This window comes from Rhodobacter calidifons, from assembly GCF_011174775.1.
GTDB lineage: Bacteria > Pseudomonadota > Alphaproteobacteria > Rhodobacterales > Rhodobacteraceae > Tabrizicola > Tabrizicola calidifons.
On the sequence record NZ_JAANHS010000002.1, the window covers coordinates 58,353 to 76,202 of the forward strand.

Below are 17,850 nucleotides of genomic sequence, written 5' to 3' on the forward strand. Positions count from 1 at the left end.
ATGTCAAAGACGGAGAAGAGGGGCCTTGGCCGTGGATTGTCGGCTTTGATGGCGGACGTCCATCTGGCGGGGCCGGAGCAGATGGCGGCGCCGCGCAAGGCAGAGCTGCACGTCCCGGTGGAGAAGCTGGAGCCGAATCCGCAGCAGCCACGGCTGGATTTCCGGCAGGACGAGCTGGAGAGCCTCGCTGATTCGATTCGGCAGAAGGGCGTGATCCAGCCTCTGATCGTGCGGCGGAAGCCGGGGCGGGATGTGTATGAGATCGTCGCGGGTGAGCGGCGCTGGCGGGCGGCGCAGTTGGCTCAGCTGCACGAAGTTCCTGTTGTAGTGCGGGAGCTTAGCGATACGGAAGTGCTGGAAGTCGCGATCATCGAGAACATCCAGCGATCGGATCTGAACGCCATCGAAGAAGCGCTTGGGTTCCGGCAGCTGATGACTCGATTCGGGCACACGCAGGAGAAGCTGGCCGAGGCGCTGAGCAAGAGTCGCAGCCATGTCGCGAATCTGCTGCGGCTGTTGACGCTGCCGGATGATGTGCAGGATCTTGTGCGCGACGGGAAGCTGTCGGCCGGTCATGCCCGGGCGCTGATCGGCAGCCCGAAAGCCAGCGAACTGGCGGCGCAGATCGTGGCCAAGGGACTTTCGGTGCGCGAGGTCGAGCGGCTGATGAAGGCGCAGGAGACGGCGAAAACACCATCTGCGAAGGCTGCCAGGGGAGCGGAGAAGGACGCGGACACGCGGGCGCTGGAGGGGGATCTTTCGGCGAACCTGAAGATGCCGGTGCGGATCGAACATGCGCCGGGCGGAGAGAGCGGGGAGCTGGTGATCCGCTATGGATCGCTGGATGACCTCGACAGGTTGTGCCGGATTCTGTCTCAGCTACCAGATGAAGATTGATCAGCCCGCGCTTAGCCGGTCCGCCAGCAAGGCGCGGAGGATGCCGTTCAGCATCATGACCCCGGTCTCGGTCGTACGGATGCGGTCGCCGTCCTGATGCAGGAAGCCGAGATCGATCATTTCGGCAAGGCCCGCCGCGGACAGAGGCGATCCCCGGAGAGCCTGGAACCGCGAGAGCGATGCCCCCTCTTTCAGCCGCAGGGCGAACATCAGGTATTCGGCGGCGCGTTCCTCGGGCGTGAGGCGTTCGACGCGTTCCGCTGACCCGGGGTGGGTCAGGGTCTGATCCAGCCAGGGGGTCGGCTGACGCTCTGCTTCAGTGGCGAATCGGGCCGAATCGAGGGTGAGTCGGCCATGTGCGCCGGGGCCGATTCCCGCATAATCGCCCATGCGCCAGTAGATCAGGTTGTGGCGTGATTCGTCGCCCGGGCGCGCGTGATTCGACACCTCGTAAGCGGGGAGGCCAGCGGCGCGAGTGATCTCTTGCGTCAGTTCGAACATGTCGGCGGCGAGGTCTTCCTCGGGCAGGCCCTTCAGCAGGTTCTTCGCGTGCATCTTGCCGAAGACGGTGCCGTCCTCGATGGTCAGCTGGTAGAGCGAGAGGTGCGAGGTGCCGAAGTCTAGCGCGCAGTTCAGTTCGTCGCGCCAGGCGGAGAGGGTCTGGTTCTGGCGGGCGAAGATCAGGTCGATGGAGACGCGATCGAAGGTGGATTGGGCGATGGCGATGGCTCTGGCGGCCTCGTCCACCGTGTGCATCCGGCCGAGGCGACGCAGATCGTCTGGATCAAGCGATTGAATCCCAAGGGAAACACGGTTGACTCCGGCTTTGGCGTAGGCGTCGAAGCGGCCAGCCTCCACGCTGCCGGGGTTGGCCTCCAGCGTGATCTCCACGTCATTCGCCAGGGTCCAGGTGGCGCGGATGCGGTCGAGGATGCCCTGGACGGTCGCGGCCTCCATCAGCGAAGGGGTGCCGCCGCCGAAGAAGACGGTGTTGAGGATGCGACCTTCGGTGAGGGCGCCGATGCGGTCGATCTCATGCTGGAAGGCTTGCAGCCAGCGCGACTGGTCGATGCGGGCGGCGACGTGGCTGTTGAAGTCGCAGTAGGGGCATTTCGACTGGCAGAAGGGCCAGTGTATATACAGACCGAAGCCCGCATGGCGCCAGTCCTCCATCAGGGGAACATCGCCGCAACGAGTTTGCGGAAGGCATCGGCGCGGTGGGAAAGGCGGTTCTTTTCCCAACGGTCCATCTCGCCGAAGGTCTGGGCATAGCCATCGGGCAGGAAGATCGGGTCGAAGCCGTGGCCTTGCTCGCCGCGGCCGGGCCAGACGAGGCGGCCGGGGGATTTGCCTTCGAAGACAAGGTCCCGGCCATCGGGCGCGGCGAGGACGAGAGTGCAGCAGAACTGGGCGGTGCGCGGTTCGGGGGCGTGGATCGCCTCCAGCTCGCGCCAGACGCGCTCCATCCCGACCTTGAAGTCGCGGCCTTTCGCGGTTGTGGCCCAGTCGGCGGTGAAGACGCCGGGGGCCCCGCCAAGGGCATCGACCGCGAGGCCCGAGTCGTCGGCCAGCGCCACGAGGCCCGAGGCTTTCGCGGCGGCATGGGCCTTGAGGCGCGCGTTTCCGATGAAGGTCGTCTCGGTTTCCTCGGGCTCGGGCAGGCCGAGCTCTCCGGCCCCGACGACGGTCACGTCGAAGTCAGAGAGGAGATCGGCGATCTCTTCCAGCTTGCCACGGTTATGCGTGGCGACCAGCAGTCGATCCCCGCGCTTGAGCATCCTAGAGGCCCAAGGCCGCGCGTTGGGCGGTGACGAGGGCGGCGTTGCCCTGGCGGGCGAGGTCGAGGAGATGCAGCAGTTCTTCCTGGCTGAAGGCAGAGCCCTCGGCGGACATCTGCACCTCGATCAGCTTGCCCGCGCCGGTCATCACGAAGTTGCCATCGGTCCCGGCTGCCGAATCCTCGGCATAGTCGAGGTCGAGGACGGGTTGCCCGGCATAGACGCCGCAGGACACGGCGGAAACGTGGTCGAGGATCGGGTCGGAGGTGATGACGCCGGAGGCCAGCAGCCTGTTCACGGCCAGCCGCAGCGCAACCCAGCCGCCGGTGATTGCGGCGCAGCGGGTGCCGCCATCGGCCTGGATCACGTCGCAGTCGATGACGATCTGCCGTTCGCCCAGGGCCTGCCGATCCACGCCGGCACGCAGGGCTCGTCCGATAAGCCGTTGAATTTCCTGAGTGCGGCCGGATTGCTTGCCCGCCGCCGCCTCTCTCCTCGTGCGCGAGTTTGTCGCGCGCGGCAGCATGCCATATTCGGCGGTGACCCAGCCCTGGCCGGTGTTCTTCAGGAAGGGGGGCGCCTTGTCCTCGATCGTGGCCGAGCAGAGGACGTGGGTTTCCCCCATCCTGATGAGGCAGGAGCCCTCGGCATGTTTCATCACGTTGGTTTCGATTGAAACCGCCCGAAGATCGCTTAGTTTTCTGCCTGACGGGCGCATTGCCGAACCTTTCCTGGGAATGCGGCCACATATGCAACCAAGAGCGATGGATGCAACCCCGATTACCATGACGACGCCGCAACCCGTTCTGGCCGAGATGAACGACCGCACGCGCGAGGTGTTTCGCCGCGTGGTGGAGGGCTATCTGTCCTCGGGCGAGCCGGTGGGGTCACGCACGCTGACACGGAGCATGTCCGAGAAGGTCTCGGCCGCGACGGTGCGGAATGTGATGCAGGATCTGGAATATCTGGGCCTGCTGGACAGCCCGCATGTCTCGGCCGGGCGGGTGCCGACACAGATGGGCCTGCGGATATTCGTGGACAGCCTGCTGGAGGTGGGCCAGGTCGCGCCGGAGGATCAGGAAAAGATCGACGCGACCCTGGGCATGAACGATCAGGACGTGACGACGCTGCTGGATGAGGTGGGCGCGGCGCTGTCGGTGATCACCCGGGGGGCAAGCGTGGTGCTGGCGCCCAAGCGCGAGGCGGCGATCCGGCATATCGAGTTCGTCAGCCTGGCCGCCGACCGGGCGCTGGTGGTGCTGGTGTTCGCAGACGGGCAGGTGGAGAACCGGGTTTTCGTGCCGCCGCCGGGGCAGACGCCGTCCTCGATGCGGGAGGCGGCGAACTTCCTGAATGCGCTGGCCGAGGGGATGACGCTGTCCGAGCTTCGGGCACGGATTGCCGGCGAGATCGCGGCCAGACGGCAGGAGATTGATTCGCTCGCGCGCGATCTGGTCGAAAGCGGGCTGGCGCTGTGGGAAAACGCGGGCGAGCCGTCCGAGCGGCTGATCGTGCGCGGCCGGTCCAATCTGATCGACAACGTGGCCGATCAGGCGGAAATCGAGCGCATCCGCGTGCTGTTCGACGATCTGGAGCGCAAGCGGGATATCGCCGAATTCCTGAACCTGACCGAGGCGGGCGAAGGCGTGCGCATTTTTATCGGGTCCGAGAACAAGCTTTTCTCACTTTCCGGTTCAAGTCTGGTGGTTTCTCCCTATATGAACGCGGATCGGAAGATCATCGGCGCGGTGGGCGTCATCGGTCCGACCCGGCTGAACTATGGCCGGATCGTCCCGATCGTCGATTACACCGCCCAGCTGGTGGGCCGCCTGGTCAGTGACCGCGGCAAGGGCTGAAAAGGACGTTGTGAATGTCGCAGGAAGAAATCTCTGCCGAGCAGGTGGAGCTGGAAGAGCTTGAAACCCCCGAAGTCGATGAGCTTGAGGCCCTGCGGGCCGAGCGCGACGAATTGCGCGACAAGTTCATGCGCGCGCTGGCGGATGCCGAGAACAGCCGCAAGCGCGCCGAGCGGGACCGGCGGGAGGCCGAGATGTATGGCGGCTCGCGCCTGGCGCGGGACCTGCTGCCGGTCTATGACAACCTGAAGCGCGCGCTTCAGGCCGTGCCCGAGGAGAACCGCGAGGCCAGCGCCGCCCTGATCGAGGGCGTGGAGCTGACGCTGCGCGAGCTGACCAATGTGATGACGAAGCACGGGGTGACGCCGATCTCTCCGGCGGTGGGGGACACGTTCGACCCGCAGTTGCATCAGGCGATGTTCGAGGCGCCCTTGCCGGGGACGAAGGCCGGGCAGATCATCCAGGTGGCGACGGAAGGCTTTCTGCTGCACGACCGCCTGCTGCGCCCGGCGCAGGTCGGGGTGTCGTCGAACACGGCGGAGTGAACCACAGGGTGCGCTACAGCGCACCTTCGGACAGTGCGCTGTAGCGCACCCTACACCAGGCTTTTGAGTTCGTAGATCAGTTTCAGGGCGTCCATCGGGGTGAGCTCGTCCGGGTGGATGTCCTTCAGCCGTTCCTCCACCGCCGAGACCTTCTGCTTCTGCGGCGGGGGAGGCGGGGGCGCGGCGCGGAACAGGGGGAGGTCGTCGATCAGCGTGGCCTGCTTGCCGCCTTCGCGCTCGCCCTTCTCCAGCGCCTCAAGTACGACCTTCGCCCGTTCGATGACCGACTGCGGCAGGCCCGCAAGGCGCGCGACCTGCACGCCATAGCTGCGGTCGGCCGCACCTTCGCGGACCTCGTGCAGGAAGATGACCTCGCCTTCCCATTCCTTCACCGTGACGGTGGCGTTCTTCACGCCCGGCAGCTTGCCCGCCAGCGCGGTCATCTCGTGGTAATGCGTGGCGAACAGCGCGCGGCAGCGGTTGACCTCGTGCAGGTGTTCCAGCGTGGCCCAGGCGATGGAGAGGCCGTCGTAGGTGGCGGTGCCTCGGCCGATCTCGTCAAGGATCACCAGCGCGCGGTCGTCTGCCTGGTTCAGGATCGCGGCGGTTTCGACCATTTCCACCATGAAGGTCGAGCGGCCACGGGCGAGGTCGTCGGACGCCCCGACGCGGCTGAAAAGCTGGGAGACGAGGCCGATGCGGGCTGAAGCGGCCGGGACGTGGGAGCCCGCCTGCGCGAGAAGAGCGATGAGGGCGTTTTGTCTTAGAAACGTGGACTTACCCGCCATGTTGGGGCCGGTCAGCAGCCAGATCGCCGGGGTGTCCTTGTCGGTGAGTTGGCAGTCGTTGGCGACGAAGGGTTGGCCGTCGCGGCGCAAGCTGCGTTCGACAACGGGGTGGCGGCCAGCGGTGATCTGGAAGGCGCGACTGTCGTCCACCTCGGGCCGGCACCAGCCTTCCTCGGCGGAGAGATCGGCGAAGGCTGCGGCAAGGTCGATCTCGGCCAGCGCGCGGGCGGCCCGGGCGATGGGGGCGGAGGCGTCGAGGATCTCGGCCTTGAGGGCGGAATAGTGACGCTTTTCGATGTCCAGGGCGTGGTTGGCGGAGTTCAGGATCCTCGTTTCCAGGTCGGAGAGGGCGAGGGTGGTGAAGCGGACCTGTCCGGCCGTGGTCTGGCGGTGGATGAACAGCTCCGGCATCGCCCGCATGCGGTCTTCGTGGGTGGTCGTCGTCTCGATGAAATAGCCCAGCACGTTGTTGTGCTTGATCTTGAGGGACTGGATGCCGGTGGCCTCGATGTAGTCGGCCTGCATCCGGGCGATGACGCTGCGGCCTTCGTCGCGCAGCGCGCGGGTGTCGTCCAGTTCGGGGTCGAAGCCGGGCGCGATAAAGCCGCCGTCGCGGGTCAGCAGCGGGGGTTCGGCGACGAGGGCGCGGGTGAGGAGGTCCACCAGCGCGTCATGGCCGACGAGGGCCTGTGCGGCTTCGGCCAGGAGCGGCGGAGCGTCGGTCAGAAGGGTGGCGATGCGGCCCGCCTGTTCGAGACCCGCGCGGATGGCGGCCATGTCGCGTGGGCCGTCGCGGTCGAGCGCGAGGCGGGAGAGGGCGCGGTCGATGTCGGGGACGCGGCGGAGGGATTCCCGGAGTTGGTCGCGGAGGCTGGGGGATTCGAGGAGGAAGTCGAGCGCGGCCTGGCGGGCGTGGATGGTGCGCAGGTCGAGCGAGGGGGAGGAGAGGCGGCGTTCGAGGAGGCGGGCGCCGCCGGCGGTTACGGTGCGGTCGATGGCGGCAAGGAGCGAGCCTTCGCGGCCGCCGGAGAGGGCCTGGGTCAGTTCGAGGTTGCGGCGGGTGGCAGTGTCGATCTGCATCGTGCCGCCGAGGGGTTCCTTCACCGGGGGTCGGAGGAGGGGCATCCGCCCGCGCTGGGTGAGGTGGAGGTAATCGACAAGGGCGCCCATGGCGGAGATTTCGGCCCGGTCGAAGGTGCCGAAGGCGTCAAGAGAGGCGACGTGGAAGAGGTCGCAGAGGCGACGCTCGGCGTTGGTGGAGTCGAAGCTGCCTCGGCTGAGGGGGGTCACGGCGAGGTTGTCGAGGAGGGGCGCGATCTCGCGTTCGCGGGCTTCGGAGAGGAGAAGCTCGCGCGGGGCGATGCGGGCGAGGTCGGGGGAGAGGCGGGTGAGGGAGGAGGGCATCACCCGGAATTCGCCGGTCGAGATGTCGGCCCAGGCCAGCGCCGCCTGGTCGCGGACCTCGGCATAGGCGGCAAGGAAGTTGTGGCGGCGGGCTTCGAGGAGGGAATCCTCGGTCAGCGTGCCGGGGGTGACGAGGCGGACGACGTCGCGTCTGACCACGGCCTTCGAGCCGCGCTTCTTCGCCTCGGCGGGGTCTTCCAGCTGTTCGGCGATGGCGACGCGGAAGCCCTTGCGGATCAGGGTCAGGAGGTAGCCTTCGGCGGAATGGACCGGGACGCCGCACATCGGGATCGGCTCGCCAAGGTGGAGGCCGCGCTTGGTGAGCGCGATGTCGAGGGCGGCGGCGGCGGCCACGGCGTCGTCGAAGAACATCTCGTAGAAGTCGCCCATCCGGTAGAAGAGGAGGGCGCCGGGGTTCTGGGCCTTGATCTCCAGATACTGCGCCATCATCGGCGTGACGGTGTCGTCGGTCACTGCGTGCCCCCTTGAGTGGGGGGAGAGTAACGGCTGGGGGGGCGTCGGGGAAGGGGGGTGCCCGGCTGCAATGGCCCGCCTCTGCCGGAGCGGAGTGCCCGGAGCATCGGTCGGATGCCTCCGGCGGGAGTATTTGGGCCGAAGGCAAATGCGCAGGTTGATCGGAGGCCGGACCGGCGGGAGTTACAGCACGTAGCGGGAGATGTCCGCCGAGCGGGCCAGCGCGCCGAGATTGGTTTCGACAAACCGGGCATCCACTGTCACGGACTGGCCAGAGCGGTCGGGCGCGTGAAAGCTGAGGTCCTCGAAGACGCGCTCCATCACCGTGTAGAGGCGGCGGGCGCCGATGTTTTCGACGCTGCGGTTCACCTCGGCGGCGATCCGGGCGAGGGCGGCGATGCCGTCGGGGGTGAAGGTGACGCTGACCCCCTCGGTCGCCATCAGGGCGGTGTACTGCCGGGTCAGCGCATTGTCGGTTTCGGTCAGGATGCGGACGAAATCCTCTTCCGTCAGGGGGGCGAGTTCGACGCGGATCGGCAGGCGGCCCTGAAGTTCGGGAAGGAGGTCCGAGGGCTTGGCGATGTGGAAGGCGCCGGAGGCGATGAAGAGGATGTGGTCGGTCTTCACGGGCCCGTGCTTGGTGCTGACGGTGGTGCCTTCGATCAGGGGCAGAAGGTCGCGCTGGACGCCTTCGCGGCTGACATCGGCGCCGCGCGCGTCGGAGCGGGCGCAGATCTTGTCGATCTCGTCGAGGAAGACGATACCGTTTTCCTGCACGGCTTCCAGCGCGGCAGCGCGGACGGCCTCATCATCCAGAAGCTTGTCGGCTTCCTGGCCGATCAGCACCTCGTAGCTTTGCGCCACGGTCATCCGCTTGCGGGTGGAGCGGCCGCCAAAGACCTTGAACAGGTCTTGCAGGCCCTGCATCTGGCTTTCCATCCCCGGCATGCCGAAGCCGAGCGGCATGGCGGGCGCAGCATCGGCGACCTCGATCTCGATCATCGTGTCGTCCAGTTCGCCGCGCTTCAGCTTGCCGCGAAAGGTTTCGCGGGTCTGTTCGCGGGCCTCCTTGCCGGCGATGGCGTCGATCACCCGGTCCTCGGCCGCCTTCTGCGCCCGCGCCCTAACCTCGTCGCGCATCCGGGTGCGGGTGTCGTTGATCGCGACATCGACCAGATCGCGCACGATTGAATCGACATCGCGACCGACATAGCCGACCTCGGTGAACTTGGTGGCTTCGACCTTGAGGAAGGGGGCCCTGGCGAGTTTGGCGAGGCGGCGCGAAATCTCGGTCTTGCCGACGCCGGTCGGGCCGATCATCAGGATGTTCTTCGGATAGACCTCGTCGCGCAGGTCGTCGCCCAGACGCTTGCGGCGCCAGCGGTTGCGCAGCGCCACGGCGACGGCGCGCTTGGCGTCCTTCTGGCCGATGATGAAACGGTCGAGTTCCGAGACGATTTCGCGCGGGGTCAGGTCGGTCATTCGGTGGATCCATAGGGCGGCAGGCGGGACTTGCCGGGGAAATCGGGGAGGATGCCCATCAGCCAGGCGCGCAGCTGGACCCACCAGGTGCCGATGGCGGTGATGAAGGCGCCGAGGACGAGGAGGATGTAGATCCAGCCCGTCCCGCCGGTTTCCCCCATGGCCCAGGAGATCACGACGGCGATATAGGCGATGGCTGCGGTCAGGAAGCTGCGGCGGTCGATCACCAGGGCAAGGATGGTGATGAGCACCAGGGCGATGGCCAGAAGGCCGGTGCCGCCGCCGTTCAGCAGCGTGATCGCGACGGTATTGACCAGCGCGGGCGCGGCGAGGAGGTGGCACCAGAAGGCGGTGGCGGAATGGCGGCCCAGGCGGTGCGGGTCGCGGGTGTCGAACCACATGCCGACCAGGAAGGCGCCGATGCCGAACAGCAGGGTTGCCGTGGCGAAGGCGGGGCTTTCGGTCAGGTCGAACAGAAGCCCGAAGTTGCCGGTGGCGATCGGGGCCAGGTTCGACGCCGAGGCGGTCAGCGCATAGATCATGCCCAGGATCGCCGCCCCGGCGAGAAAGGCCGAGAAGGGCAGGCGGAACCGGCGATACCACAGCAGCAGGGCCAGTGCCGAAAGGCCGAAGCCCGCGATGCCGATCACCCGTTCGTCGAGGTTGGTGCGGGCCAGAAGGGCGAAGGCGAAGATGACGATGCCGATGCCATAGGCGCTGGCCAGCACCATCGAGGGCAGGGTCATCCGCCGTTTCAGGGTGAAGTAGCCCGCCCACCACCAGGCGATCGCGGCCGTTGCCAGCGGGACCAGCGTCATCAGGGCAAAGCCTCCGACAATGGTCAGAAGCATGGTCGCCCCGGTCAGCAGGATCACCAGGCCGATGGAGATGAAGATCTCGGAGAAGCCGCGGAAGAATTCGAACGGTTCGTCCTCTTGCGGGAGGGCGGCGCGCTTGCCGGCGCGGTCGGCCGCCAGGGCCGAAAGCGAGGCGGCCTGGGCTTCGCTGAGAATCCCGGCGGCGACGGCGGCACGGAGATCGTCTGGGGTCATGCGGGGCCATCCTTGGCGGGAAATCGTCCACGCAGAGATAAGGGGTTTGTGGCGGCAAACCAAGTCAGGTATTCTGGTATCTACCTGCGGTATATACGTTCGAAAAGTGTAGTTACACTTTGTGTATACGTTCAGACAGGGTTGCAAGGCCCTGCCAAACATAGAAGAATTAACACGCCTGTGTCGTCCGAGGGAGTGCGTGAATGGTGGAAGAGGGACCGAAGCGGCTGAGCATCGCCGAGAAGCGGGCGATGAATCTTCCCCTGGTGCTGCACGCCGAAAACCAGGTCGAGGACCGGCCGGACGAGGTTCTGGCGCAAGGCAGCTGGACCGAGACGGTCCTGCCCGAGCAGACGCGGAAGAAGCTGATCTCTCTGCGCGTCGATCCGGAGGTCCTGGAGTTCTTCAAGGCGCAGGGTCCGGGCTATCAGACGCGGATGAATGCCGTCCTCCAGGCCTACATGCAGGTCAAGAAGGAGATGGGCAGGGGCTGACCCCGGCACCGATCCGCTCGACCGTCAGGTTGCCGTTGGTATAGACGCAGATGTCGGCGGCGATGGCCATGGCGCGGCGGGCGATCTCTTCGGCCGGCAGGTCCGTTGCCATCAGGCCCCGGGCGGCGGCGAGGGCGAAGTTGCCGCCGGAGCCGATGGCGGCGACGTCATGTTCGGGTTCCAGCACGTCGCCGGCGCCGGTGATGACGTAAAGTGCCGCGCCGTCGGTGACGATCAGCATGGCTTCGAGGTTGCGCAGATACTTGTCCATGCGCCAGTCCTTGGCGAGATCGACGCAGGCGCGGGCGAGCTGGCCGGGGGCGGCCTCCAGCTTCTTTTCCAGCCGTTCCAGCAGGGTGAAGGCATCGGCGGTGGACCCGGCGAAGCCCGCGACGACCTCGTGGCCGCCGGGGGACAGGCGGCGGACCTTGCGGGCGGTGCCCTTGATGACCGTCTGGCCCAGCGAGACCTGGCCGTCGCCGGCCACCACGACCTCGCCGCCGCGGCGGACCGCAAGGATGGTGGTGCCGTGCCAGCCGGGGAATGTGTCGTCCGCCATGATGCCCTCCGTTTGGGACCATATAGCCATCCCGGCGCGGCAAGGCAAAACGCCCGCGCCTTGCGGTGCGGGCGTTCGGTCCGACTGGTGCCGGGATCAGCGGCGCAGGCCGAGGCGGGAAATCAGCGAGGCGTAGCGCGATTCGTCCGTTTTCTTCAGGTAGTCCAGCAGCTTGCGGCGCTGGGCGACCAGCATCAGAAGGCCACGACGCGAGTGGTTGTCGTTCTTGTGGCTCTTGAAATGCTCGGTCAGGGTGGCGATGCGCGAAGACAGGATCGCAACCTGGACTTCGGGCGAGCCCGTGTCGCCTTCCCTGGTCGCGTATTCCTTGATGAGCTTCGCCTTTTCTTCGACGGTGATCGACATCGGGGTCTCCTTGGCTAGGGTGATGGCGCAAGCCGGGATGTCGTCCAGCAGGGCCCTTGGAGGGTCCGCCATCGGGCGGATGCGGGCGTATAGGCGGATTCGCCCCGCTTGGAAAGGGGATTTGCGGATCCCGGCCTTCCGGAGTGATTAACCAACGGCGCAGATTCCGGGGGCCGGGCCGCAGGAAGGGCTTTGGTCGGCGCCGGCCGAGTGGTAGTCTGACGGGGAGAATCCTTGTGTTAACATATGGTTAACATCAGGATGCCAGGTCTTGTGTCCTGTTGCGCGGCGGCCGGAGGGTGAAGAGTTGCTTGCTGTATTCGGGTTGTTCGGGATCCTCATGGCCGGTCTTGCCGCGGATGCCCTTCTGTTCGGGCGTGACACCGGGGACGAATCCCCGGGCGGTCCGCAGGATGACCGCGCCGAGGGGGACGATGATCTCGACTGCGAAAGCGATCTTCTCGACCTTGTGATCATAGAACCGGGCGTTCCCACGTCGGATGACCTTCCCGACGCCGTGGATGCTCCGGTGTCGCTGGACGGCAGCGACGATGCGGATGTCCTGTCCGGGGGGGGCGGGAATGACCACATCCGGGGACATGGTGGCTCTGATCTCATTGACGGCCGCGGTGGTGATGACTGGATCGACGCCGGGGACGGCAATGATGCGGTCTGGGCCGGCGACGGTGCCGATACGGTTTATGGCGGGGAGGGGAACGACAGCATCCTGGGTCAGGGGGGCGACGATCTTCTGTTCGGCGGGGCGGGGAACGACAGCCTCGCCGGGTGCGAGGGGGACGACACCCTGCTGGGCGGCGAAGGCCGTGACACGCTGATCGGCGGCGAAGGCGACGACTGGCTGGATGGCGGGGACGATGACGACTGGCTTGTCGGCGGCGTCGGAAACGACACGCTGGTCGGTGGTCGGGGCAGCGATGTCCTGGACGGCGGCGCCGGTGACGACTGGATATCGGGCGTCGAAACCGGGCCGGGCGGTCAGCAGGTGGACTACATCAATGGCGGCGACGGAAACGATCGTCTGATCCTGGGCGCCGGCGACATCGCGACCGGGGGCCGTGGCGCGGATGAATTCGTGCTGGACGAATGGCTTTCGGAAAGCCTGGTCGCCCAGATCACCGATTACGATCCGGCCGAGGACAGCCTGGTCATCGTCTACGACCCCAGCGTGCATACCGACCCCGTGCTGACGATCGGCCCGAACGAGGGCGGGCCGGGTCAGGTGGTCTACCTTGACGGTGCCAGGGTGGCCGTGGTCAGCGGGGCCCCGCTCAGCCTGTCGGACATCCGACTCATGGCGCGTCCTGAGGGCTACCAGGGCTGCGGCTTCTGGTCATAGGCCACATAAAGCGGATGGCGCGGCTGGCCCTGGCCGGTCAGTCCAAGATGGAACAACGCCGCCCCGGACTGTCGCAGAAGGGCGCCGACCCTGGCCCCACGATCCAGGTGCAGGCCATGGTTGCCCCAGGCGCAGAGGATCAGCTTTGCTCCGGGCAGGCTGTCCAGGATCGCCGCATCGTTGTCGGGACCGACGGGGTCGTCCTGCGCGCGCATTTCCCTGGGGTCGGTGGCGCGGAAGGCGAAGATGTTCGTCACCCGGAAGGATCCGAACCCAAGTGCAGCCGCGCGCCGCTGGCAGCGTTCGACCGTGGGATCATTCTGGACCTCGGTGGCGGTGGACGGGTTCAGCATGACAAACAGGGCGCGCGGCCCCGACCCCCAGGTCCGGGTCAGCAGGTAACGATACCGTTCGCAATCGGAATAGACCGCTTCCGAGCGGATGCCGTTTGCGGAATGGCTGCGCGAAATCAATGGTCAGGCCTCCGAAATCCCTTGCCGGTCCCCCGTGCCGGCCCTTGTCCTTCGCCCGAAGGAAAGTGGCAGCAGGGAATCCAAGGGGCGTGACCGCGTCAAGGCCGGAACCTCTGCACCCTTCCCGGTTCCGGCCGACCGGCCACCCCACCCGCCGGCAGGGCGCGGAATCCGCTTGTTGCGGGTCCGCGACGACGACTAGATAGGCCTGACGCGACCCAAACCCGGAGACCGCGACATGTCCGATCTGATCATCTCTGTCTACCGCAGCCAGGCCGCGGCCTTCGCAGCCGGCGAGCAACTGGCCGCCTTTCAGCGCGCCGCAGGCACCGAGCCGGAGGACATCGTGGTCGTCACGCGCAGCGCCGAGGGTCGGATCTCGGTCAACCAGTCGATCGACATCGCCACCGGCGCACCGCTGGGCGGCGGAGGCTGGGGCATGCTGATCGGCACCATGTTTCTGGATGCGCGCAAGCCGCAACCCGGGTCCAAGGGGCTTGCGGCGCAGTTGCGCGCCGCCGGACTGGACGAAGGCTTTCTGGCCGGAGCCGTGCAGTCCCTGGACAAGGGCGGAGCCGCCGTCGGGCTGCGGGTGCGGATGCTGGGCAGCAACCGGGTCATCGAGAAGCTGGAAAGCCTTGCGGGCGCGCCGCAGATCCTCAGGACCCGGCTGGATGCGGATACCGAAGAGGCGCTGACCGGCATGATCGGCCAGATCCCCGAGGCCGCGCTGGGCCGGACCGCGCGTCCCCGGGGGGGCTGAAGGACGTGCGGCTTGGCGGGACCAGCCTGCCTGCGGCCAGGTGAGGGAATGAGCGAGAAATCCGCCGAAAAGACTGCCGCCAAGCCGGCCAATCCGCCGCGGAAGCGCAAGGCCAAAGCCGTCGAGGCGCCGCCCCCGCGCCGGTCGGTGCTGCGGACAGGCCTGCGCTGGACCGCGCGGGCCCTGGGCGCCGTGGCGGCGGCCTATGCCGTGCTGATCGTGCTGTTCGCCTTCGTGCCGCCGCCGATCAACGCCTATCAGCTGGCCGAATCCTCGCGGCTGGGCGGGATCGAGAAGGAGTGGGTCAGCTGGGACGAGATCGCGCCGGTCATGGGGCGGTCGGTCGTGGCGGCGGAGGATGCGAACTTCTGCAATCACTGGGGTTTCGACATGGCCGCCATCCGGCAGGCGATCGAGGCGGGCAGCAACCGCGGCGCCTCGACCATCAGCCAGCAGGTGACGAAGAACGTGCTGCTCTGGCACGGCCGCAGCTGGCTGCGCAAGGCGATGGAGGCGGTGCTGACTCCGGTGGTCGAGCTGGTCTGGTCCAAGCAGCGTATCCTGGAGGTCTATCTGAACGTGGCCGAGTTCGACGAGGGCGTCTTCGGCGTCCAGGCGGCGGCGCGGCACTACTTCGGCGTCGATGCCCGCGACCTGACGGCGTTGCAGGCCGCACGGCTGGCAGCGGTATTGCCGGATCCGAAGGGGCGCAGCGCGTCAAATCCCTCCACCTTCGTGCGCAGCCGGACCCGGGCGATCATTTCGGGGGCCGAGACCATTGCGGCGGACGGCAGATCCGCCTGTTTCGAGGGATGACCCCGCGCAGGGATTGAATTCCGGCCCCCGGCGCGGCAATGAGGGGAAAGACCGGAGAGCTCCGCCCGATGAACCGTCCCTCGAACCGCCTCTACCACGTTCCGCTGTCCCCGTTCTGCCGCAAGGTGCGCCTGACTTTGGCGGAAAAGAAGATCGAGGCCGAACTGGTGGAAGAGCGCTACTGGGACCCCTCGCCGGACTTCCTGCGCCGCAACCCGGCGGGCAAGGTGCCGATCCTGAAGATGGGCACGCGCACGATGAGCGAAAGCCAGGCGATCTGCGAGTATCTGGAGGAGATCGCGCCTCAGGTGCCGCTGATGCCGAAGGATCCTGACGGCAGGTATGAGGTGCGCCGGCTCTGCGCCTGGTTCGACGACAAGTTCCACCACGAGGTGACGTCGAAACTGTTGTACGAACGGGTGAACAAGAAGGTCACCGGCCAGGGCTATCCGGATTCGAAGAACGTCAAGCTGGGATCGACGCGGATCAAGTATCACCTGGACTACATGGCCTGGCTTCTGGACCAGCGGCGCTGGCTGGCGGGCGACGCGATGACGTTGGCGGATTTCACCGCGGCGGCGCATCTGAGCTGCCTTGACTATATCAGCGACGTGGACTGGAACCGGCACGCGGTGCTGAAGGACTGGTATGCGAAGATCAAGTCGCGCCCCAGCTTCCGGCCACTGCTGGCGGACCAGATCTCGGGCTTTCCGCCGGCGCCGCACTATGCCGACCTGGATTTCTGATCCCGGGCGCCGACCGGGGGCCAGCCCCCGGACCCCCGGGATATTTGCGGACAGATGAAAGGGCTGACGAAAGAGCGGCTGGTGGCGCGGGCCCTGGAGGAGGGGTTCGTGAAGGTGGGGGTCTGCCGCCCGGATGCGGTGCCCGAGCAGGCGGGGCGGTTGCGGGCGTTTCTGGCCGAGGGGCGGCACGGGCAGATGGGCTGGATGGCCGAGCGCGAGGCCTGGCGGGGCAATCCGGCGGCGCTGTGGCCCGAGGCGCGGTCGGTCATCATGCTGGCGGAGGCCTATACGCCGGAGGCCGATCCGCTGGCCGGGCTGGGCGCGCGGGACCGGGGGGTGATCTCGGTCTATGCGCAGGGGAAGGACTACCACGATCTGGTCAAGCGGCGGCTGAAGCGGCTGGGGCGCTGGCTGATCGATCAGGCGGGGGGCGAGATCAAGGTCTTTGTCGATACGGCCCCGGTGATGGAGAAGCCGCTGGCGCAGGCGGCGGGGCTGGGCTGGCAGGGCAAGCATACCAATCTTCTAGGCCGCGATCTGGGCAACTGGATCTTCCTGGGCGCGATCTTCACCACGCTGGAGCTGGAGCCGGATGCGCCGGAGGTCAGCCATTGCGGCAGCTGCACCGCCTGTCTGGACATCTGCCCGACCGCCGCCTTTCCCGCGCCCTATCAGCTGGATGCGCGGCGCTGCATTTCCTACCTGACCATCGAGCACCGGGGGCCGGTGGACGAAAGCCTGCGCGGCCTGATGGGCAACCGCATCTATGGCTGCGACGACTGTCTGGCCGTCTGCCCCTGGAACAAGTTCGCCGTCGCGGCGCGCGATCTGGGATACCGACCGAAGGTCGGTCTGCCAGAGCTTTCGCTACTGGCCGGTCTGGACGATGCCGGGTTCCGCGCGATGTTCGCGGGCAGCCCGATCAAGCGCATCGGGCGCGACCGCCTGGTGCGGAACGTGCTGTATGCGATCGGCAACTCGCGTTTGCCTGATCTGGCGGCGGTGGCTGCCGAACGGCTGGACGACCCCGATCCCGCGGTGGCGGACGCCGCAGGCTGGGCCCTGCGGCGGCTGACCGGGGCAGAGGCCTCGCCGCCCTAGCTGCGCACCACGCGCTGGGTCTGCACGCCCAGACCGTCGATGCCAAGCCGCATGACCTCGCCGCCCTTCAGATAGACCGGAGGCTTCTGGCCCAGACCGACACCGGGGGGCGTGCCGGTCGAGATCACGTCTCCGGGTTCCAGCGACATGAACTGCGACAGGTACGAGACGATATGGGCCACGCCAAAGATCATCGTGGCGGTCGATCCGTCCTGATAGCGGCGGCCGTCGACCTCCAGCCACATCTTCAGATTGCCGATGTCGCCGGCCTCGTCCTTCGTCACCAGCCAGGGGCCGGTCGGACCGAAGGTGTCGCAGCCCTTGCCCTTGTCCCAAGTCCCGCCACGTTCCAGCTGGTACTCGCGTTCCGAAATGTCGTTGACGACGCAGTAGCCGGCGACGTGATCCAGGGCGACGGCCTCGTCGATGTATTTGCCGCCGGTGCCGATGATGACGCCCAGTTCCACCTCCCAGTCGGTCTTGACCGAGCCCCGGGGGATCTCGACGTCGTCGTCGGGGCCGCACATGGCGGTGATCCACTTGTTGAACACCACGGGTTCGGTGGGGATGGCCGCGCCGGTTTCGGCGGCGTGGTCGGCGTAGTTCAGGCCGATGCAGATGAACTTGCGGGTGCCGCCGACGCAGGGGCCAAGCCGGATGTCCTTCTGCGGCGTGCCGGGGACGAGCGGCAGGCTGGCCGGGTCCAGAGCGGCCAGACGTTGCAGACCGGCGGGGGACAGCGCGTCCCCGGCGATATCGGCGACATGGGCCGAGAGGTCGCGGATGCGGCCGTCCGCGTCCAGGAGACCGGGTTTCTCGGCGCCCTTGGCCCCGTATCTGAGCAGCTTCATTGGATGTCCTTGTCCGGGTGCGAAGATGGCAGGTCGGCCGCAGGCTAC

19 protein-coding genes are annotated in these 17,850 nt (G+C 67.0%); 9 read left to right on the forward strand and 10 right to left on the reverse strand.

The genetic code is table 11. From position 1 onward, the window contains the following. The first annotated feature begins 48 nt into the window (after positions 1 to 48). Entirely contained in the window at positions 49 to 897 is an 849-nt protein-coding gene (locus tag G8O29_RS02790; protein ID WP_242678852.1) for a ParB/RepB/Spo0J family partition protein, read from the forward strand. Here G8O29_RS02790 and hemW read toward each other — a convergent pair whose 3' ends face one another. From hemW to rph, 3 genes are read right to left on the reverse strand one after another with little or no spacing between them, the layout of a single operon-like run. Continuing rightward, positions 898 to 2,070 carry a radical SAM family heme chaperone HemW gene (gene hemW, locus G8O29_RS02795; RefSeq protein WP_166401711.1) on the reverse strand — a complete coding sequence of 391 codons (1,173 nt, stop codon included), beginning with the start codon at positions 2,068 to 2,070 and terminating at the stop codon, positions 898 to 900. Further along, a complete protein-coding gene (gene rdgB / locus G8O29_RS02800) occupies positions 2,070 to 2,675 on the reverse strand; it encodes an RdgB/HAM1 family non-canonical purine NTP pyrophosphatase (RefSeq protein WP_166401712.1) in 606 nt (201 codons plus the stop codon). Before rdgB ends, hemW begins: the two co-directional genes overlap by 1 nt. Before the next feature lies 1 nt (position 2,676). Next, complete coding sequence (gene rph, locus G8O29_RS02805) at positions 2,677 to 3,393, reverse strand: ribonuclease PH (RefSeq protein WP_166401713.1); 717 nt, start codon at positions 3,391 to 3,393, stop codon at positions 2,677 to 2,679. A gap of 67 nt (positions 3,394 to 3,460) precedes the next feature. Between rph and hrcA the strand changes: the two genes are divergently transcribed. Together hrcA and G8O29_RS02815 are read left to right on the forward strand one after the other, a co-directional pair. Then, positions 3,461 to 4,531: a heat-inducible transcriptional repressor HrcA gene (gene hrcA, locus G8O29_RS02810; RefSeq protein WP_166401714.1), complete on the forward strand. Its 1,071-nt coding sequence runs from the start codon at positions 3,461 to 3,463 to the stop codon at positions 4,529 to 4,531. Positions 4,532 to 4,545: 14 nt separating this feature from the next. Beyond that, positions 4,546 to 5,076 (forward strand): nucleotide exchange factor GrpE, encoded by a 531-nt coding sequence (locus G8O29_RS02815; RefSeq protein WP_166401715.1) that lies wholly within the window; start codon positions 4,546 to 4,548, stop codon positions 5,074 to 5,076. A 50-nt stretch (positions 5,077 to 5,126) separates the two neighbouring features. Here the strand turns inward: G8O29_RS02815 and mutS are convergent, their stop codons facing one another. The 3 genes from mutS to G8O29_RS02830 all read right to left on the reverse strand — a co-directional run bounded on the left by mutS (position 5,127) and on the right by G8O29_RS02830 (position 10,276). Further along, complete coding sequence (mutS, locus tag G8O29_RS02820) at positions 5,127 to 7,742, reverse strand: DNA mismatch repair protein MutS (RefSeq protein ID WP_367890116.1); 2,616 nt, start codon at positions 7,740 to 7,742, stop codon at positions 5,127 to 5,129. A gap of 183 nt (positions 7,743 to 7,925) precedes the next feature. Further along, positions 7,926 to 9,224 (reverse strand): ATP-dependent protease ATPase subunit HslU, encoded by a 1,299-nt coding sequence (gene hslU / locus G8O29_RS02825; RefSeq protein ID WP_166401716.1) that lies wholly within the window; start codon positions 9,222 to 9,224, stop codon positions 7,926 to 7,928. Beyond that, complete coding sequence (locus G8O29_RS02830; RefSeq protein WP_242678853.1) at positions 9,221 to 10,276, reverse strand: hypothetical protein; 1,056 nt, start codon at positions 10,274 to 10,276, stop codon at positions 9,221 to 9,223. The genes hslU and G8O29_RS02830 overlap by 4 nt, the downstream gene beginning before the upstream one ends. A 203-nt stretch (positions 10,277 to 10,479) precedes the next feature. On the opposite strand from G8O29_RS02830, the gene G8O29_RS02835 reads away from it, so the two are divergent. Next, positions 10,480 to 10,770, forward strand: a complete 291-nt coding sequence (locus tag G8O29_RS02835; RefSeq protein WP_207623635.1) for a BrnA antitoxin family protein — start codon at positions 10,480 to 10,482, stop codon at positions 10,768 to 10,770. Here G8O29_RS02835 and hslV read toward each other — a convergent pair. Beyond that, a complete protein-coding gene (gene hslV, locus G8O29_RS02840) occupies positions 10,745 to 11,329 on the reverse strand; it encodes an ATP-dependent protease subunit HslV (protein ID WP_166401717.1) in 585 nt (194 codons plus the stop codon). The two genes, G8O29_RS02835 and hslV, sit on opposite strands and share 26 nt — an antisense overlap. A gap of 96 nt (positions 11,330 to 11,425) precedes the next feature. Further along, on the reverse strand, positions 11,426 to 11,695 hold the full coding sequence (gene rpsO / locus G8O29_RS02845) for a 30S ribosomal protein S15 (RefSeq protein ID WP_166401718.1): 270 nt from the start codon (positions 11,693 to 11,695) through the stop codon (positions 11,426 to 11,428). 340 nt (positions 11,696 to 12,035) lie between these two features. On the opposite strand from rpsO, the gene G8O29_RS02850 reads away from it, so the two are divergent. Then, entirely contained in the window at positions 12,036 to 13,052 is a 1,017-nt protein-coding gene (locus G8O29_RS02850; RefSeq protein ID WP_166401719.1) for a calcium-binding protein, read from the forward strand. Here the strand turns inward: G8O29_RS02850 and G8O29_RS02855 are convergent. Further along, positions 13,025 to 13,525: a DUF1643 domain-containing protein gene (locus G8O29_RS02855; RefSeq protein WP_166401720.1), complete on the reverse strand. Its 501-nt coding sequence runs from the start codon at positions 13,523 to 13,525 to the stop codon at positions 13,025 to 13,027. The genes G8O29_RS02850 and G8O29_RS02855 overlap by 28 nt on opposite strands. A gap of 238 nt (positions 13,526 to 13,763) precedes the next feature. On the opposite strand from G8O29_RS02855, the gene G8O29_RS02860 reads away from it, so the two are divergent. The 4 genes from G8O29_RS02860 (at position 13,764) to queG (ending at position 16,951) form a co-directional block, all read left to right on the forward strand. Beyond that, positions 13,764 to 14,288, forward strand: a complete 525-nt coding sequence (locus G8O29_RS02860) for a DUF1269 domain-containing protein (RefSeq protein ID WP_166401721.1) — start codon at positions 13,764 to 13,766, stop codon at positions 14,286 to 14,288. A gap of 48 nt (positions 14,289 to 14,336) precedes the next feature. Then, complete coding sequence (gene mtgA, locus G8O29_RS02865; RefSeq protein ID WP_166401722.1) at positions 14,337 to 15,104, forward strand: monofunctional biosynthetic peptidoglycan transglycosylase; 768 nt, start codon at positions 14,337 to 14,339, stop codon at positions 15,102 to 15,104. A gap of 68 nt (positions 15,105 to 15,172) precedes the next feature. Next, positions 15,173 to 15,850 (forward strand): FtsZ-binding protein FzlA, encoded by a 678-nt coding sequence (gene fzlA / locus G8O29_RS02870; RefSeq protein WP_166402073.1) that lies wholly within the window; start codon positions 15,173 to 15,175, stop codon positions 15,848 to 15,850. Positions 15,851 to 15,904: 54 nt separating this feature from the next. After that, entirely contained in the window at positions 15,905 to 16,951 is a 1,047-nt protein-coding gene (queG, locus tag G8O29_RS02875) for a tRNA epoxyqueuosine(34) reductase QueG (protein WP_166401723.1), read from the forward strand. On the opposite strand, the gene G8O29_RS02880 is transcribed toward queG, so the two are convergent. Then, positions 16,948 to 17,802 (reverse strand): fumarylacetoacetate hydrolase family protein, encoded by an 855-nt coding sequence (locus tag G8O29_RS02880; RefSeq protein ID WP_166401724.1) that lies wholly within the window; start codon positions 17,800 to 17,802, stop codon positions 16,948 to 16,950. The genes queG and G8O29_RS02880 overlap by 4 nt on opposite strands. Positions 17,803 to 17,850 lie beyond the last annotated feature (48 nt).

Coding starts and splice junctions, on each gene's coding strand:
- mtgA (WP_166401722.1), top strand. CDS start 14,337: ATGAGCGAGAAATCCGCCGAAAAGACTGCCGCCAAGCCGGCCAATCCG.
- G8O29_RS02880 (WP_166401724.1), bottom strand. CDS start 17,802: ATGAAGCTGCTCAGATACGGGGCCAAGGGCGCCGAGAAACCCGGTCTC.
- hrcA (WP_166401714.1), top strand. CDS start 3,461: ATGACGACGCCGCAACCCGTTCTGGCCGAGATGAACGACCGCACGCGC.
- G8O29_RS02835 (WP_207623635.1), top strand. CDS start 10,480: ATGGTGGAAGAGGGACCGAAGCGGCTGAGCATCGCCGAGAAGCGGGCG.
- rph (WP_166401713.1), bottom strand. CDS start 3,393: ATGCGCCCGTCAGGCAGAAAACTAAGCGATCTTCGGGCGGTTTCAATC.
- fzlA (WP_166402073.1), top strand. CDS start 15,173: ATGAACCGTCCCTCGAACCGCCTCTACCACGTTCCGCTGTCCCCGTTC.
- queG (WP_166401723.1), top strand. CDS start 15,905: ATGAAAGGGCTGACGAAAGAGCGGCTGGTGGCGCGGGCCCTGGAGGAG.
- rpsO (WP_166401718.1), bottom strand. CDS start 11,695: ATGTCGATCACCGTCGAAGAAAAGGCGAAGCTCATCAAGGAATACGCG.
- G8O29_RS02830 (WP_242678853.1), bottom strand. CDS start 10,276: ATGACCCCAGACGATCTCCGTGCCGCCGTCGCCGCCGGGATTCTCAGC.
- G8O29_RS02850 (WP_166401719.1), top strand. CDS start 12,036: ATGGCCGGTCTTGCCGCGGATGCCCTTCTGTTCGGGCGTGACACCGGG.
- hemW (WP_166401711.1), bottom strand. CDS start 2,070: ATGGAGGACTGGCGCCATGCGGGCTTCGGTCTGTATATACACTGGCCC.
- rdgB (WP_166401712.1), bottom strand. CDS start 2,675: ATGCTCAAGCGCGGGGATCGACTGCTGGTCGCCACGCATAACCGTGGC.
- hslV (WP_166401717.1), bottom strand. CDS start 11,329: ATGGCGGACGACACATTCCCCGGCTGGCACGGCACCACCATCCTTGCG.
- hslU (WP_166401716.1), bottom strand. CDS start 9,224: ATGACCGACCTGACCCCGCGCGAAATCGTCTCGGAACTCGACCGTTTC.
- G8O29_RS02860 (WP_166401721.1), top strand. CDS start 13,764: ATGTCCGATCTGATCATCTCTGTCTACCGCAGCCAGGCCGCGGCCTTC.
- G8O29_RS02815 (WP_166401715.1), top strand. CDS start 4,546: ATGTCGCAGGAAGAAATCTCTGCCGAGCAGGTGGAGCTGGAAGAGCTT.
- G8O29_RS02790 (WP_242678852.1), top strand. CDS start 49: ATGGCGGACGTCCATCTGGCGGGGCCGGAGCAGATGGCGGCGCCGCGC.